This is a genomic window from Pyxidicoccus sp. MSG2 (genome assembly GCF_026626705.1).
GTDB lineage: Bacteria > Myxococcota > Myxococcia > Myxococcales > Myxococcaceae > Myxococcus.
Genome location: NZ_JAPNKC010000001.1, coordinates 10,831,153 through 10,846,179, shown reverse-complemented (window position 1 = coordinate 10,846,179; position 15,027 = coordinate 10,831,153). Strand labels below are relative to the sequence as shown.

The 15,027-nt window shown below is 72.4% G+C and carries 15 protein-coding genes; 9 read left to right on the top strand and 6 right to left on the bottom strand.

What is annotated here, in order from left to right; all coding sequences use genetic code 11:
• Positions 1 to 22 precede the first annotated feature (22 nt).
• The 4 genes from OV427_RS42020 (at position 23) to OV427_RS42005 (ending at position 3,667) form a co-directional block, all read left to right on the top strand.
• A complete protein-coding gene (locus tag OV427_RS42020) occupies positions 23 to 1,828 on the top strand; it encodes a diguanylate cyclase domain-containing protein (protein ID WP_267861852.1) in 1,806 nt (601 codons plus the stop codon).
• Positions 1,829 to 1,891: 63 nt separating this feature from the next.
• Complete coding sequence (locus tag OV427_RS42015; protein WP_267861851.1) at positions 1,892 to 2,479, top strand: aspartyl/asparaginyl beta-hydroxylase domain-containing protein; 588 nt, start codon at positions 1,892 to 1,894, stop codon at positions 2,477 to 2,479.
• Positions 2,469 to 2,675 (top strand): Nif11-like leader peptide family natural product precursor, encoded by a 207-nt coding sequence (locus OV427_RS42010; protein WP_267861850.1) that lies wholly within the window; start codon positions 2,469 to 2,471, stop codon positions 2,673 to 2,675. The genes OV427_RS42015 and OV427_RS42010 overlap by 11 nt, the downstream gene beginning before the upstream one ends.
• Positions 2,672 to 3,667 (top strand): sulfotransferase family protein, encoded by a 996-nt coding sequence (locus tag OV427_RS42005; protein ID WP_267861849.1) that lies wholly within the window; start codon positions 2,672 to 2,674, stop codon positions 3,665 to 3,667. Before OV427_RS42010 ends, OV427_RS42005 begins: the two co-directional genes overlap by 4 nt.
• Positions 3,668 to 3,799: 132 nt before the next feature.
• On the opposite strand, the gene OV427_RS42000 is transcribed toward OV427_RS42005, so the two are convergent.
• The 5 genes from OV427_RS42000 to OV427_RS41980 form a co-directional block, all read right to left on the bottom strand.
• Positions 3,800 to 4,765, bottom strand: a complete 966-nt coding sequence (locus OV427_RS42000) for a ribokinase (protein WP_267861848.1) — start codon at positions 4,763 to 4,765, stop codon at positions 3,800 to 3,802.
• A gap of 636 nt (positions 4,766 to 5,401) precedes the next feature.
• Positions 5,402 to 5,905: a DUF6232 family protein gene (locus OV427_RS41995; protein ID WP_267861847.1), complete on the bottom strand. Its 504-nt coding sequence runs from the start codon at positions 5,903 to 5,905 to the stop codon at positions 5,402 to 5,404.
• Positions 5,902 to 6,315 carry a DNA-binding response regulator gene (locus OV427_RS41990; RefSeq protein WP_267861846.1) on the bottom strand — a complete coding sequence of 138 codons (414 nt, stop codon included), beginning with the start codon at positions 6,313 to 6,315 and terminating at the stop codon, positions 5,902 to 5,904. The genes OV427_RS41995 and OV427_RS41990 overlap by 4 nt, the downstream gene beginning before the upstream one ends.
• 272 nt (positions 6,316 to 6,587) lie before the next feature.
• A complete protein-coding gene (locus OV427_RS41985) occupies positions 6,588 to 7,946 on the bottom strand; it encodes a sigma-54-dependent transcriptional regulator (RefSeq protein WP_267861845.1) in 1,359 nt (452 codons plus the stop codon).
• On the bottom strand, positions 7,936 to 10,047 hold the full coding sequence (locus OV427_RS41980; RefSeq protein ID WP_267863561.1) for a two-component system sensor histidine kinase NtrB: 2,112 nt from the start codon (positions 10,045 to 10,047) through the stop codon (positions 7,936 to 7,938). Before OV427_RS41980 ends, OV427_RS41985 begins: the two co-directional genes overlap by 11 nt.
• Positions 10,048 to 10,204: 157 nt before the next feature.
• Here OV427_RS41980 and OV427_RS41975 point away from each other — a divergent pair, with 157 nt between their 5' ends.
• Entirely contained in the window at positions 10,205 to 10,414 is a 210-nt protein-coding gene (locus OV427_RS41975) for a hypothetical protein (protein WP_267861844.1), read from the top strand.
• Positions 10,415 to 10,563: 149 nt separating this feature from the next.
• Here OV427_RS41975 and OV427_RS41970 read toward each other — a convergent pair whose 3' ends face one another.
• Positions 10,564 to 11,406 (bottom strand): GC-type dockerin domain-anchored protein, encoded by an 843-nt coding sequence (locus OV427_RS41970; protein WP_267861843.1) that lies wholly within the window; start codon positions 11,404 to 11,406, stop codon positions 10,564 to 10,566.
• A 255-nt stretch (positions 11,407 to 11,661) separates the two neighbouring features.
• Here OV427_RS41970 and OV427_RS41965 point away from each other — a divergent pair, with 255 nt between their 5' ends.
• The 4 genes from OV427_RS41965 to OV427_RS41950 are packed head-to-tail and all read left to right on the top strand — an operon-like array spanning position 11,662 to position 14,996.
• A complete protein-coding gene (locus OV427_RS41965) occupies positions 11,662 to 12,378 on the top strand; it encodes a TetR/AcrR family transcriptional regulator (protein WP_267861842.1) in 717 nt (238 codons plus the stop codon).
• The gene (locus tag OV427_RS41960) at positions 12,375 to 13,172 is read left to right on the top strand and encodes a CoA transferase subunit A (protein WP_267861841.1); all 798 of its coding nucleotides are present in this window, start codon (positions 12,375 to 12,377) and stop codon (positions 13,170 to 13,172) included. The genes OV427_RS41965 and OV427_RS41960 overlap by 4 nt, the downstream gene beginning before the upstream one ends.
• Entirely contained in the window at positions 13,169 to 13,909 is a 741-nt protein-coding gene (locus OV427_RS41955) for a CoA-transferase subunit beta (RefSeq protein WP_267861840.1), read from the top strand. The genes OV427_RS41960 and OV427_RS41955 overlap by 4 nt, the downstream gene beginning before the upstream one ends.
• A gap of 49 nt (positions 13,910 to 13,958) precedes the next feature.
• The gene (locus OV427_RS41950) at positions 13,959 to 14,996 is read left to right on the top strand and encodes an alcohol dehydrogenase catalytic domain-containing protein (protein ID WP_267861839.1); all 1,038 of its coding nucleotides are present in this window, start codon (positions 13,959 to 13,961) and stop codon (positions 14,994 to 14,996) included.
• Positions 14,997 to 15,027 lie beyond the last annotated feature (31 nt).

The following is a 15,027-nucleotide window of genomic DNA, read 5'->3' as shown; positions in this document are numbered from 1 at the left end:
TCCGTGGCAGCATCCTGGAGACATGGCTCCGTACGCCCTCATCGCCGAGCCCGACCCGGGCCGCGCCGCCGTCCTCGTCGCCCTCCTCCGCGCAGAGGGGTTGGAGGCCGTGGCGGCCCGTGACGGCGCGGATGCGCAGGAGGTGGTGCGCCAGCGCGGCGCGCCCCGGCTGCTCGTCACCGACCTGGCCCTGCCGCGCGTGGACGGCTTCGCGCTGCTGACGTGGCTGCGCGAGCGCGAGGACGCGGCCGCGACGCAGGTGGTGGTGGTGACGGCCTTCGACGAGCTGCGCGTGCGCGCCTGGCAGCTCAAGGACGTGCTGGGCATCCACTCGCTCCTGAGCCGCCGCGCCGCGCCGGAGCTGGTGCGGGACACCGTGAAGCGGGTGCTGGACGGCCAGCGCTCCACCCTCCCAGACGTGACGGAGCCGGCCGTCGAGCACGAGCGCCAGCGATTGGCGCGCATCGAGTCGATGCGGCTGGTGGACGAGGGGCCTCCGGACGAGGAACTGCAGCAACTGGTCGCCGAGGTGGCGCAGGCCTTCGGCGTGCCGGTGGCGCTGCTGTCGCTGGTGCTGGGAGACCGGCAGTGGTTCAAGGCGCACGTGGGGCTGCCGCCGTCGCTCGCGCGGGACAGGGGCACGCCCCGCGACTGGTCCTTCTGCCACCACGTGGTGCAGGGCCGCGAGTCGCTGGTGGTGCCGGATGCCACGCGCCACCCGGTGTTCCGCGACAACCCGCTGGTGCGCGAAGGAATCGTCGGCAGCTACGCGGGCGCGCCGCTGCTGACGTCCACGGGCGAGGTGCTGGGCTCACTGTGTGTCATCGACACGCGGCCGCTGGTGCTCGGCTCGGAAGACCTGGCGGCCCTGCGCGAGCTGGCCCGGCGCGTGGCGGAGGACCTGGAGCAGAAGGGGCGCGCGCGCCAGGGCGCCCTGCTGGCCCCGGACGTGGTGGCGCGTGCGCCGCAGGAGCCCGCTCTCACGGAGGCCTCGGCGCTGGCGCTGCTGCGAGACGCGGTGCAGGCGCTGGACGTGCCGGTGCTGCTGGTGGCGCCGGGACGGCGTCCATACGCGGGCAACGGCGCGCTGGCGGAGTGGCTGGGCCTGCCGGCGGAGCGAATCTCCGGGATGACGCTGGAGTCCTTCTGCCAGCATGTGGCAGGGCTGACGGCGGACCCGGCGGCCGCGCTGCGGCAGCTCGACCTGGCCTCCGAGTCCTCGCGCGGGCTGCACCTCACCCTGGCCCTGGAGCGCCCCCAGCCCCGGCGGCTGCGGTGGGTGGCGCGACCCTTCCCCGTGCCCGGCGGCGTGGCGCAGATGCTGACGCTCGTGGATGTCGGGGGCGCGCGCTCACCGCGAGAGGAGCGGGAGCGGATGCTGCGCGTGGACGCGCTGACAGGCCTGGACACGCGGCGCGCGGGCGAGGAGCGGCTGCTGCGCGAGATTGGCCGCTGCCGGCGGGACGGGCTTCCCTTCAGCCTGCTGCTGGTGGACCTGGTGGGGCTGGGCCGGCTCAACGCCACCCGGGGCTTCGACGCCGGGGATGCCGCGCTGCGCGACGTGGCGCGCCGGGTGGAGGACGTGTGCACCCGCTCCGGGTTCGCCGTGCGCTGGGAGGGCGGCACGCTGCTCGGTGCGCTCCCCGGAGTGGAGGCCACGGGCGCGGAGGGCCTGCGCCAGCAGGTCCAGGCCGTGCAGGGAGCGCCGGAGGTGGTGTCCGCCACGGTCTCCGTGGAGGGGGAGGAGGACCCGCAGCGCACCCTCGCGCGGGCCCAGGCGGCGTTGGTCCGGGCGAAGGCGGAGCACCGGGCCGCGCACCCGGGGTGAGCCGGCTCGCGGGCCGGTGTATGAAGGGAGGGCTTCCGCGCGGCTCGCGGAAGCGGAGGCCGCATGCCCTCGTCCGCCGTGCCCGACCGACTCCGCCTGCCTTTCCACTTCGACGCGGCCCGGCTCCAGGAGGACCTGGCGCGGCTGGGCCCCGACATCTGGGTGCCGCACTTCAACAAGCGCTACTACGAGGGTGAGTGGAGCGGCGTCCCCCTGCGCTCCATTGGCGGCATGGAGGGGCGCATCTACCCCGACCCCACCGGCAGGGAGCGCTACGCGGACACGCCGCTGCTCGCGCGGTGCCCCTACTTCCAGGAGGTGCTGGCCGCGTTCCAGTGCCCCATCGGCTCGGCGCGGCTGCTGAAGCTCGCGGCGGGGGCGGTCATCCGCGAGCACACCGACTACAACCTGGGCTTCGAGGACGGTGAGGTGCGACTCCACATCCCCATCGTCACCCACCCGGACGTGGCCTTCTTCCTCTCGGGAAGGCGCGTGGTGCTCCAGCCCGGCGAGTGCTGGTACCTCGACTTCAACCTCCCCCACCGGGTGGAGAACCCCAGCGACACGGACCGCGTCCACCTGGTGCTGGACTGCGTGGTGGACGACTGGCTGCGCGCCGTCTTCGCCCAGGCCACCGCCCATGCCGCTTGAGGACTTCGAGCGCTTCCGCCGGCTCGTCCTGGAGGACGTGACACTGCAGGAGTCGCTGGAGGAGACGGCGGACGTGCCGGCCTTCCTCGCGCTGGCGCGGAGGCTGGGCGCCGAGCGTGGGTGTCACTTCACCGAGGAGGAGCTCCGGGAAGCCATGCGTACCGCCCGCCGGACGTGGCGGGAGCACTGGATATGAGCCACGGCCCGCACGACGCGCGGCTGGAGGGCTGGGTGCCCTGCCGCGTCTCCCTCACGGACGGCACGCCGCGCGTGGAGTGGTTCCACCTGGGAGCGCAGCGCTTCACGGACCCGTTCTTCGACCAGACGCTGGAGCGCCGGCTCCGGCATCCCTTCGCCCTGCTCTTCCGGCACCAGACGTCGATGGAGGACCTGGTGCGGCGCCACACCGAGCGGCCCGGGTTGCCGGTGCGGGGGCTCGTGTTCCACATGTCCCGCTGCGGCTCCACGCTGCTGGCGCAGTTGCTGGCGGCACTGCCGCGCCACATCGTCCTGTCCGAGGCCGGGCCGGTGGACACGGTGCTGCGCGCCCACCTGCGCGTGCCCGGCGTCACGGAGGCGCAGCGGATTGCGTGGCTGCGGGCGGTCGTGGGCGCGCTCGGCCAGCGGCGCTTTCCCGAGGAAGAGGCGGTGTTCCTCAAGCTGGACGCGTGGCATGTGCTGGAGTTGCCGCTGCTCCAGCGCGCCTTTCCGGGCGTGCCGTGGCTGTTCCTCTACCGGGAGCCGGTGGAGGTCATGGCCTCGCACCAGAACCACCGGGGCGCGCACATGCTGCCGGGCCTGCTGGAGCCCGCGCTGCTCGGGCTGGAGGCCGGGGCGCTGGAGGGAATGCCGCTGGAGGAGTATGGGGCCCGGGTCCTGGCCTGCCTGTGCGAGGCGGGGCTTCGGGGCTACCGGGAGCGCCAGGGCCCGGCACGGCTGCTGGACTACCGGCGGATTGCGACGGACGGCCCGGCGCTCCTCGCGGACCTCTTCGGCCTGGAGCTGACGCCGGAAGACGTCGAACGGCTGCGGAGCGCGGCGGAGCGGGACGCGAAGAATCCCGTGCTGCCCTTCGCGGATGACACCGCGGACAAGGAGCGCAGGATCACCGGCGTGTCGCGTGAGATGGCGGAGCGCTACCTCCGCCCCGTCTACAGTGCGCTGGAGGCCGAGCGCCTCCAGGGGTGAGCTCGGCCCGACAGCAGTGAAGCCTCGGCCAACCGCACCGAGGTCCCGAGCCGCGCAGGTGAACGCGGCCCGACAGCCATGATGCCTCGGCCGGCTGAACCGGGGAGACCCGGGCAGTGCAGGTGAACGCGGCTACAGCGGGGACGCCTCGGCCGACAGACCCGCGGGCCCGAGCAGTGCGAGCCGGGACTCCACCTGCTCGCGAGTGGGCAGGCCCCCGAGCGCACCCAGGCGCAGCGTCGCCAGCGCGGACGCCTCGTGCGCGAAGCGCGCCGCCTGCGCCAGCGACTTCCCCTCCGCGAGGGCCACGGCGAGCGCCGCGCAGAAGGCATCCCCCGCGCCGGTGGTGTCCGCTCGCTCCAGTGTCAGGTCCGGCAGCCACAACTCCCCCTCGGAGGACAGAACGAAGCTGCCGTCCGGTGATGCCACCACCACGCCGCCCACGCCCCGCCGCAACAGGTTCTCCGCCGCCTGCCGGGCCGAGTTCCTATCGCGGACCTCCACGCCCGTGAGGGCCTCGGCCTCCTCCGCGTTGGGGCGGATGACGTGAACGGCCTCCAGCAGGTCCTCCGGCAGCGACATCGCGGGCGCCGGGTCCAGCACCACGCGCGTGCCGGCCGCCCGGGCGTGGTGGACGGCGGCGCTGACCACGTCCATCGGCACCTCCAGGTCGACGAGCAGCACGCTCGCGGCGGAGATGCGCGCCTCCGCCTGCATCACGTCCGCGACCCTCATGCCGAGGTTCGCCCCCGGCGCGGCGAGGGTCTGCTTCCTTCCGGCCTCGTCCACCATCTCCAGCACCACGCCGGTGAGGGCGGACGGGTCTCTCGCCACCGCTCCGATGTCCACGCCCTCGCCCTCGAGTTGCTCCAGCAGCGCGAGCCCGCGCGCATCCATGCCCACCCGGCCGACCAGTGCTACGCGCGCCCCCAGCCGCGCCGCGCCCACGGCGCCGTCAGCCCCCTTGCCGCCGAGGCTCTCCAGGAACAGGTGCCCCCGCACGTTGTCGCCGGGCCCGGGCAGGCGAGGGCCCTGCACCAGGAAGTCCGTGTTGATTCCGCCAACCACGACGATGTCGGCCTGCTCGCCAGTTGCCATGCCCCACCTCCGCCTCGGGGCCCGTCGGGCGTACCCGGTCAACCAGCCAGGGCCGCCCCTCCCTGCTGCCCTGGGAAGGCGGATCGCCACGCGGGCATGCGACAGCCTTGAAGGTAAGCACGGCACCGGCGCGAGCTCCGGATGGCATGGCCGTCGCCCTGCTTCCAGGCGGAAGACCCGGGGCCCCCTCACAGGCCAGCCCCCGCGCGTCCGGATACCCAGGCAGGCATCGTGATGGCGGAGCGGCCCGTTACCCCGCGCTGCCGCCCGGCCCAGCGATTGGCAAGGTGGACGGAACGTCCTGTCCCTCCGCCTCGGCCCCGCGCCCGGCAAGCCGGAAGGAACGCTCATTCCGCCTCCGCCCCGCGAGCAGAGCAGCATGGAAGGAACGCTCATTCCGCCTCCGTCCCGCGAGCGGAGCAGCGTGGAAGGAACGCTCATTCCGCCTCCGCCCCCGCGAGCGGAGCAGCGTGGAAGGAACGCTCATTCCGCCATGCACCGCACTCGGCAAGCTGGAAGAAGGCTTCCTCCCGCCTCCACCCGAGGCCGGCGAGACGTGGGAGGAACCGTCATTCCACGGTCCTGCCCTGCCCTGGAAGAACGGAGCAGGCAGGGAGTGCCGCTCCGTGTCAGGCCTCAGCGCCGCCGCACCGCCGAGGCCGCCGCTTCCTGAATCAGCGCCGTCAGCCGCGTGCTCGTCCGGGCCTCCTGGAGGGCGAGCACCCTCCACGCTCCGTCCCGAGTGTGCACCACCACCTGGTACGAGTCCTCCGCGAAGAGGAGCCGGGCGATGGAGCCGAAGAAGGCCAGCGCGAGCAGGACCAGCCCGGCCTCGTAGAGCCCTCTTTGCGCCGAGGCCGCGACCGACAGCGCGGACAGCAATGGGAGCCCCACGCTCATGGACAGCGCGAGCGTGGCCAGCACGGGCCGCAGGCTCGGCGAGTGACGGATGGACTCCACGCGCAGCACGTCCGCGAGGGGCTGGGTGCGGCCCCGGGCCACCACGCAGTCGGACGTGACGAGGACTCCGTGCGCCTGGAACAACGGCACCTCGGCGGGAGGGGGCTGTGCCACCGCCACCGGGCGCTGCGGAAACACGAGGACATTGGGCAGCAGGACCGCGGCCTGTGGCTTCATCATGAATCGTCTCCTGAGGACGGCGGCACGGCCCCGCCGGAAGAGGTCAACGTGGAGCCCCGCGCGGCGGGCAGGTGTTCCCGCAGCATCCGGCGCAGCTCCTCCAGCGGACGGCCCAGCGCGAAGCAGTCCCGCGCCCCCAGCCGCAGCGCGAGCTGCACCAGCCGCTCATCCGCGAACGGCACCAGCACGATGAGCGGCCCCTGGCCCATCAGCTCCCGGGCCCGGGCCAGCAGTCGCTGGATGCCCTCGCCCCGCTCCACGTGCACCAGCACGAGGTCGGGCCGCACCGCCAGCCCAGGTCCATCCAACTCCAGGGCGATGCCCAGCTCCCCCAGCACGTCCGTCAGGAGCGAGCTGAGCGAGGCATCCCCTCCCACCAGGAGGGCCCGGGCTGTGCGCGAAGACTCCACCGGCGGAAATCAAGCAATGCCCATGCCCGTGCGCCTCCCCTCGAAACCGTGGCCCGGAGGCCACGCACCGTGGCATCGCGCCAGCCCGATATGGCGGATTGCCACGGTGCCGCTCCCCGCCGTGCTCGCCCGTGGCGGAGTGCCTTCCGGGCCGAAGCAGCGGACAACACCCCACATCCCCACGGCGAGGCCGGAGCGCGGGTGGACATCCCGGCGACGCGGAAGGCCACCGCCCTTCCGCGCACCCCGCCCCAGGTGGTGCTCCGAGGCCCCTACCCGCGCTCGCGCTCGCGACGGTGGATGGTGGACACGTCAATGCCCAGCAGCTCCGCCGCGCGCGTCTTGTTGCCACCGCAGCGAGTCACCATCCACGCGATGTACTCCGCCTCCAGGCGGCGCAGCGGCCACAGCTCCTGCTGGGCGAGCGCCAGCGGCAGTGCCTCCAGCGCATCCGGGGGAAGGTGCGGGCGCAGGTCCTCCAGCCCCACCGTCTCTCCCGGTGCGAGCACCACCAGCCGCTCCACCAGGTTCTCCAGCTCGCGCACGTTGCCCGGCCAGGGCATGGCGGCCAGCGCGGCCACCACGTCGGGGGCCAGGGCCTGCACCGGCGAGCGCGGGTTGCGGGCCCGGGCGCGGGTGACGAAGTGCTCCACCAGCAGGGGGATGTCCTCGCGGCGCTCTCGCAGCGCGGGCAGGCGAAGCGTGACGACGTTGAGGCGGTAGAAGAGGTCCGCGCGGAAGCGGCCCTCGCGCACGCGCGCCTCCAGGTCCTGGTGCGTGGCGGCGATGATGCGCACGTCCACGGTGCGGCTGGCATCCGCGCCCACCGCGCGCACCTCGCCATCCTCCAGCACGCGCAGCAGGCGGGCCTGCAGCTCCATGGGCATGTCGCCAATCTCGTCCAGGAACAGCGTGCCCCGGTCCGCCTCCACGAAGAGGCCCCGCCGTGCCGACGTGGCCCCGGTGAAGGCACCCTTCACGTGGCCGAACAGCTCGCTCTCCAGCAGGTCATGCGGCAGCGCGGTGCAGTTGACGGCGACGAAGGGCCCGGTGGCGCGCGGCCCCTCGAAGTGCAGCGCCCGCGCCACCAGCTCCTTGCCGCTGCCGCTCTCGCCGCGCAGCAGCACCGCCGCGCCCGAGTGCGCCACCCGGCCGATGAGCTCATACAGGGCCCGCATGGGCGCGCTGCGGCCGACGAGTGCACCCAGGCTGCTGCGCTCGGCCGCGGCCTGACGAAGGGCCCGGTTCTCCGCGCGCAGCCGCCGCTCCGCCAGCGCCCGCTTCAGGAAGACGAGCACCTCGTCCAGCCGGAAGGGCTTGGTGAAGTAGTGGTAGGCGCCGCGCTTCATCGCCTCCACCGCGCTCTCCACCCCGCCGAAGGCCGTCATCAGCAGCACCGGCACTTCGGGGTCCACCGCGTGCACGGCCTCCAGCACGTCCAGGCCGTCCACCTTCTCCATGCGCAGGTCGGACAGCACGGCGTCATACAGGCGCGAGCGCACGAGCCGCACGGCCTCCTCGCCGCCCGTGGCCAGGTCCACCGTGTAGCCCTCGTCGGTGAGGGGCTCGCGCAGCATGCGCCCCATCTCCACGTGGTCGTCGACGACCAGGATGCGTCCCTCAGCTGGCATGTCGCTCCTCGACGGCGGACGGCGTGGCGGGCCACAGCACGGTGACGCAGGTCCCCTGCCCCGGCTCGCTCTCCAGCTCGATGCGCCCGCCATGGTTGCGCACGACGTGGGCCACCATCGTCAGGCCCAGCCCCGTGCCCTGCCCCCGCTTCTTGGTGGTGAAGAACGGGTCGAACACCTGGTTGAGGCTCTCGCGCGGAATACCGCAGCCGTCATCCCGCACGGTGAGCGACACCAGCCCCCACGTCCCCGCCGCCGAGCCATCCGGCCCGGAGGCCGCCAGCCTCACCCGCCCACCCGGGCCGCATGCGTCACACGCGTTGAGCGCCAGATTCACCAACACTTGCTGCAGTTGGTCCGGGTCCGCGGCCAGCGTCGGCAGCGCGTCCGGCACGTCCAGCTCCAGGCTCACCTTGCGGCGCTCCGCCTCCACGCGCAGCAGCTCGTGCACGTCGCGGACGATGGGCCCCAGCGACACCGGCCGCACCGCCGTGGGCTGCAGGCGCGAGAAGTCCAGGAGCTGCCGCAGCGTGCGGCTCACCCTGTCTATCTGCTCGATGATGACCGCGATGCCGGGCCCCTGTGGGTGCCCCGACCCCAGCTTGCCGAGCACGTACTCCGCCCGCCCGCGCACCACGCCCAGCGGGGTGCCAATCTCGTGGGCGATGCCCGCGGCGAGCACGCCCACCGTGGCCAGCTTCTCCGCGCGCAACAGCTGCGTCTCCAGCGCACGCACGTTGCTCAGGTCTTCCACCACCAGCAGCGTGCGGACGTCCGGGTCTCTCGCCTCCAACGGCACCGCGTGCAGGTTGAAGCGGCCCTCGTCGCCGAAGAGGGCCAGCGGCTCGCCCAGCAGGCTGTGGGGGCGCGCCTCGGTGGCGGCGGCCTCCGCCAGCGCGCGCAGGCGGGACACCACGGCTTCCGGGGCCTGGGGGAAGGCAGCGGCCAGCGGGGCGCCCACTGCGCGCTCCGGCATGCGGGCACGCAGCACCTGGTTGACGGCGCTGATGCGGCCATCCTCGGTGAGGGCGAGCACTCCGGCGGGGATGTGGTCGAGAATCTTCTGCGTCTTGTCGTGCAGGTGGGCGAGCTGGTCCGCGTGGCGGCGGCTCTCGCGCAGGGCGGCCGCGCGGCGCTGGGCCAGCACCACGTACACGGCGAACGTCACCAGGAAGAGGGCCACCAGCAGGGCCGCGCCCGCCAGCCTCCAGACGAGCCCCTGTTCGTGAGAGCGCAGCGCGGCGGTGGACACCAGCGTGGCCGCCGCCCAGTTGTTGCCACCCCGGAGGCGGATGGGCGTGAAGACGGCGACGGCCTCCGCGCGCCCGAGCCCCAGCCGCTCCGCCTCGTCCTCGCCGAGCGGGAGCGTGCCGCGCTCACCTTCCTTCATCCGCGCCGCCATCGACGCGAAGCCCGGAACGAGCATTCCTTCCGCGTCCAACCGCCGGTACCAGTCCGCGAGCTTCGCATCGCTGGCGGACGTGGGCTGGTCATGCGCGCCCACCAGCAACAGTCGCGCCTCCGGGTCCGAGGTGACGATGCGCAGCGGCGTGAAGAAGGTCTCCGTGTCCACCAGCACGGCGACAGCGCCCGCGGGCCGGCCCTTGGCCACGGGCAGCGCGGTGGCCATGACGCGCAGCCAGCCCTGGCCCTCTCCGAGCGGTGGAGACGTGGTGATGTCACCGGGAGGCCGCTGCAGGGCGCGCCGGGCCGCCTCCGCCATCTGCGGGAGGATGGCGCCGCGAGACACCTGCTTGCCGGTGCGCCGGTCCAACAGGCGCAGTCGCTCGCGCCCCTCCGCGTCGTAGGCGACGATGACCTTGTACTGACCCACCGCCTCCAGCAGGGCGCGCAACTCGCGCCGGTGCTCGGCGTCGCTGCCGGGCTGGGACAACAGCTCACCGGCGAAGCGCAAATCTTCGCCCACGTCCTCCAGCGTCTCCGAAACGCCCCGCGTGGCCTCGTCGAGCTGGGCCTGCCGGTCCACCGCGAACTGCCGCGCCAGCGCCGCGCGGTTGCTCTCCAGCAGCGTGAGCACCCCCATGCCCACGCTGGTGAGCGCGGCGCACAGGAGCAGGATGGGGAGCAGGGCGTACCGCATGGGGCCCGCGAGTCTAGCGGGCACGCGGAGGCCCGGCCTCCCCGAAGGCCCCTGGCGCCTCCTTGAAACCGCGTTTTCCAGGTTCTGCTACTCTTCGAGTCGCGGCGTCCACGGGATTGCCGGGGCGCTGCGCACAACCCCATCCGGGAGAGCACAAATGATTCGCTCCGCGAAGAAGGCCGCACAGCTGTTGCTCGCCGTGACCGCAGGTGCCGTCGTGTCGTTCAGTGCCACGCGGGTACTCGCACCGACGCCCAGTGAGCCGGGCTCCTACTGCGAGGTGAATTGCGTCAACCAGTGTATCGAGGAGGGCTTCAGCTACGGCCGGTGCGACGGCACTGTCTGCGTCTGCTTCTACGCCTACTGAGGCTCCGGGCGTCGCCGGACGCCGGTCGAAGCCCGCTCGCCCCGCGGAAACCCCGCCAGCGGGGGAGCGAAGCCCTGCTCCGGTGCGGGAGGCCACCTCCCACACCGGAGTCCTCGGCAACGCCCGCGATGGGAGAACTGCTCCCGGCGTCAGCAGCCCGCGCCGTACGCCAGCAGGAACGTGGTGCGGTCCGTGCTGTTCACCACGCCATTGCCATCCGCGTCCGCGTCCAGGCTGCCCGCGTTCCACGCGTTGAGGAACGCATCCCGGTCCGCGAGGTTCACGGTGCCGTTGGTGTCGTAGTCGGACGGGCAGAAGAACCGGATGTCCATCTTCCACCACGAGCTCGCCGTGCCGGCGGTGCCCGCCTTCGCGTCCACCAGCGCGGACACGTCACCCTGCAGCGTGAAGGGCCCCGGGAACAGCCAGCCCTTGCGGCGCACCGAGTCCGCGTCCGTGTTGCCGATGTCGATGGAGAGCACCGGCACGCCGGTGGTGAGGCTCGCGATGTGCACGAGCGCCGTGGAGCCCCCGTACACGTTCGCGGTGGTGTCGGCGGTCGCGTCGCCGGCCACGGTGTAGCGGGCGTAGCGGTTGAGCTGGAACGTCAGATAGAAGTCCGCGTTGCCCGTCGCATACCCGCGAGACAGGGCGGACTGCGTGGTGCCATTCGCGCTGGCCGACACCTCCGCGCTGATGCTCGACCCGGTGATGCTCGACGTCTCCGTGCCCGAGCCATTCGCGTCCGCGTGGCTGTGCGTGTCGTCGTACTGCGGGAAGTCGCTGGCCTTCAGCACCAGGCTCTCGTTGAAGGCCGCGAAGCCACTCGTCTGGCGAGAGTCCGACTCGTTGACGTTGGTGATGCCTTCATCCTTGGCGATGACCGTGGCGGACACCGAGCGGGTGCCCTCCGTCGGGGTGATGAACTGGGCCTGCGCGGACGCGGCCGCGAAGAGGGGGATGGCACCAGCCCACAGGGGGATGAGACGCATGTGAACCTCCATGCTGCGTGACGGGGTGAGGTGCGAACCTTAGGTGGCTCGCCTGACGCCCACCCTGCCAATCAAGTGACGGCGCGGACGCCTCCCCTGCTCCGCCATCTCCGCGGAAACCCCCCGAAAACACAGCACCCCTCGTCGGAGACACCCGCACGCAGAGGATTGACTCCATGCGTTGCCACGTGTTACCTACCGGTCGGTAGGCAGTTAGGTTCAATAAAATTACAGTCTCCATGAAAAGGAGCACACGTGACGCACAGCGGGCGGAAGCCGGATGAGGGGGAGCGCTACCGGGCCATCCTCGAGACGTCGGCGCGGCTCATCTGCGAGCGCGGCTACGAGGGCACGTCGATGCAGGAGATCGCCGCCGCGTGCCGGATGACGAAGGCGGGGCTCTACCACCACATCCAGAACAAGGAGCAGCTCCTCTTCGCCATCATGAACTACGGGATGGACGTGTTCGAGGAGCAGGTCCTCTCGCGCGTGCAGGGCATCGAAGACCCGGTGGAGCGGCTGCGCGCGTGCATGCGCCACAACATCCTGCTGGTGACGCGGGGGTGGAGCAAGGAGGTCATCATCATCCTCCACGAGCACGCCACGCTGACGGGTGAGGCGCGCGCGTTCATCGACGCCCGGAAGAAGAAGTACGTGGACTTCCTGGAGGAGGCCTTCGCCCAGGCCTCGGCGGCGGGACGCATCCGCCCGGTGGACCCCACCATCGGCGCGTTCTCGTTCCTGGGCATGGTGCTGTGGGTCTACAAGTGGTTCAAGCCGGACGGGCGGCTCTCGGACGACCAGATCGCCGACGGCATGGTGGACATGCTCTTCCCGCCCGTCGTCGCGGCGGCCGTGGAGGGACAGCCGGGCACGTCGTCGTTGCGCGTGGTGCCCCGCGCCACCGGCACCGACGCGGCGGACGCGGCCTCGGTCGCAGTCCCGGGCGCGGCTCCGAAGGAGAAGCCGTGAAGACGGCCCGTTGGTGCTCACTCGAGGAGGCCGTGGCCTCCATCCCGGATGGCGCATCACTCGCCACCGGGGGCTTCATGCTCGGCCGCGCGCCCATGGCGCTCGTCATGGAGCTCATCGCCCAGGGCAAGCGGAGGCTGGGCCTCATCTCGCTGCCCAACCCGCTGCCGGCGGAGCTCCTCGTCGCGGGTGGCTGCCTGGAGCGCGTGGAGCTGGCCTTCGGCGCGCTGAGCCTGGAGGGCCGTGTGCGGCCCATGCCCTGCCTCAAGCGGGCGATTGAAGCGGGCACCCTCTCCTGGCGCGAGCATGACGGCTACCGCGTCGTCCAGCGGCTGCGCGCCGCGTCCATGGGGATTCCCTTCATCCCCGCGCCGGACGCGGACGTGTCCGGCCTGGCGCAGGCGGAGCCTCCGCGGAAGGTGGTGGACCCCTTCACGGGACAGAGCGTGACGGTGGAGCCGGCCTTCTACCCGGACGTGGCGCTGATCCACGCGCGCGCCGCGGACGAGCGCGGCAACCTCTACATGGAGGACCCGACGACGGACCTGCTGGTGGCGGGCGCGGCGCGGCGGGTGATTGCCACGGTGGAGGAGCGCGTGGCGCGCCTGCCCCGCGTCACCGTGCCGGGCTTCCAGGTGGACCGGATCGTCCTGTCCCCTGGCGGCGCGCTGCCCACGGGCTGCGTGGGCCTGTACCCGCACGACGACGCGATGCTGAGCCGCTACCTCGCGCTGGCCGAGACGGGACGCGAGGCGGAGTTCCTGGAGCCGCTGATGGCTCGGAGGGCGGCATGAGTGCCTGTCTCGATGCGACTCCGGCGGAGACGGTGGTTGCGCTCCTGGCGCGGCAGATTGACGACGGCGCCGTGGTGGCCACGGGCGTGGCCTCGCCGCTCGCCATCCTCGCGATTGCGGTGGCGCGGGCCACGCATGCGCCGGGCCTGACGTACCTGGCCTGCGTCGGCTCGTTGGATCCGGACCTCCCCACGTTGCTCCCCTCCTCCGAGGACCTGGGCTACCTGGATGGGCGCTCGGCGGAAATCACCATTCCGGACCTCTTCGACCATGCGCGGCGCGGGCGCGTGGACACCGTCTTCTTCGGCGCGGCGGAAGTCGATGCCACCGGCAGCACCAACATGACCGCCAGCGGCAGCCTGGAGCGGCCGCGCACGAAGTTCCCCGGCGTGGCGGGCGCGGCCACCCTGCGCCAGTGGGTGAAGCGGCCGGTGCTCCTGGTGCCCCGGCAGTCCCGCCGCAACCTCGTGCCCGAGGTGCAGGTCGCCACCACGAGGGACCCGCGCCGGCCCACGATGCTCATCTCCGACCTGGGCGTCTTCGAGCTCGGCGCCGACGGGGCCCGCCTGCTGGCGCGCCACCCGTGGACGACGGAGGAGATGCTGACGGAGCGCACCGGCTTCGCCTTCCGCGTGCCCGAGTCGCTCCCCGTCACCCCGCTGCCGGACGCGCGCACGCTGGCGGCCATTCGAGCCATCGACCCGCGCGAGCAGCGCAACCAGCTCGTCGGCGCCTGACACACCACTTACTGCTCACACCGGATTCTGGATTCACGGAGGCATGGGAATGAAGGCCGTCGTTCTGCGCAGCTTTGGTGAGGCAGGGAATCTGAAGATGGAGACCGTCCCCGTGCCCCGTCCCGGGCGCGGAGAGGTGCTCCTGAAGGTCCACGCGTGCGGCGTCTGCTACCACGACGTCATCAACCGCCGGGGCAACCTGCCGCGCACCAGCGTGCCCGCCATCCTCGGCCACGAGGCGGCCGGCGAGGTGGTGGAGGTGGGCCCGGACACGCCGAACTGGAAGACGGGAGACCGCGCCGCCACGCTGCAGCGGCTGTCCTGCGGCGAGTGCGCGCTGTGCAAGAGCGGCCGCAACAGCCTGTGCAAGAACGACAACCGCTTCTTCGGCGAGGAGCTGCCGGGCGGCTACGCGCAGTTCATGGTGGCGCCCGTCGCCGGACTGGGCCGGGTCCCGGCGTCCCTGCCCTGGGCCGAGGCCGCCACGGTGTGCTGCACCACGGGCACGGCGGTGCACACGGTGCGCACGCGGGCGAAGGTCCGCGCGGGCGAGACGGTGCTGATTACCGGCGCCAGCGGCGGCGTGGGCCTGTCCTCGGTGCAGCTCGCGAAGCTGGACGGGGCGCGCGTCATCGCGGTGACGTCCGGCGAAGCAAAGGTGCAGGCGCTGAAGGACGCGGGCGCGGACGAGGTCATCCTCGCGCGCGGGCTGGACTTCGCGGCGGACGTGCGCAAGCGCACCAAGGGCGCGGGCGTGGACGTTGCGGTGGAAATCGTGGGCAGCGCCACCTTCGACCAGACGCTCAAGTCCATGGCGCCCGGCGGCCGCGTGGTGGTGGTGGGCAACCTGGAGTCGGGGCTGGTGCAGCTCAACCCGGGGCTCGTCATCGTCAAGGAGCTGGAGATTCTCGGCGCGTACGCCACCAACCAGCAGGAGCTGGACGAGGCGCTGCGGCTGACCGCCACGGGCGGCGTGCGCCAGTACGTCACGGACAAGGTGCCGCTGGCGGAGGCGGCGCGGGCGCACTTCCGGTTGGAGAACCGCGAGGTGGCGGGCCGGCTGGTGCTGGTGCCGCCCGAGGCGTGAGCGGGGCGTTGGCGACTCGAGTGACAGGGAT

Coding starts and splice junctions, on each gene's coding strand:
- OV427_RS42010 (WP_267861850.1), top strand. CDS start 2,469: ATGCCGCTTGAGGACTTCGAGCGCTTCCGCCGGCTCGTCCTGGAGGAC.
- OV427_RS42000 (WP_267861848.1), bottom strand. CDS start 4,765: ATGGCAACTGGCGAGCAGGCCGACATCGTCGTGGTTGGCGGAATCAAC.
- OV427_RS41980 (WP_267863561.1), bottom strand. CDS start 10,047: ATGCGGTACGCCCTGCTCCCCATCCTGCTCCTGTGCGCCGCGCTCACC.
- OV427_RS41995 (WP_267861847.1), bottom strand. CDS start 5,905: ATGATGAAGCCACAGGCCGCGGTCCTGCTGCCCAATGTCCTCGTGTTT.
- OV427_RS42015 (WP_267861851.1), top strand. CDS start 1,892: ATGCCCTCGTCCGCCGTGCCCGACCGACTCCGCCTGCCTTTCCACTTC.
- OV427_RS41985 (WP_267861845.1), bottom strand. CDS start 7,946: ATGCCAGCTGAGGGACGCATCCTGGTCGTCGACGACCACGTGGAGATG.
- OV427_RS41955 (WP_267861840.1), top strand. CDS start 13,169: ATGAGTGCCTGTCTCGATGCGACTCCGGCGGAGACGGTGGTTGCGCTC.
- OV427_RS41975 (WP_267861844.1), top strand. CDS start 10,205: ATGATTCGCTCCGCGAAGAAGGCCGCACAGCTGTTGCTCGCCGTGACC.
- OV427_RS42020 (WP_267861852.1), top strand. CDS start 23: ATGGCTCCGTACGCCCTCATCGCCGAGCCCGACCCGGGCCGCGCCGCC.
- OV427_RS42005 (WP_267861849.1), top strand. CDS start 2,672: ATGAGCCACGGCCCGCACGACGCGCGGCTGGAGGGCTGGGTGCCCTGC.
- OV427_RS41950 (WP_267861839.1), top strand. CDS start 13,959: ATGAAGGCCGTCGTTCTGCGCAGCTTTGGTGAGGCAGGGAATCTGAAG.
- OV427_RS41970 (WP_267861843.1), bottom strand. CDS start 11,406: ATGCGTCTCATCCCCCTGTGGGCTGGTGCCATCCCCCTCTTCGCGGCC.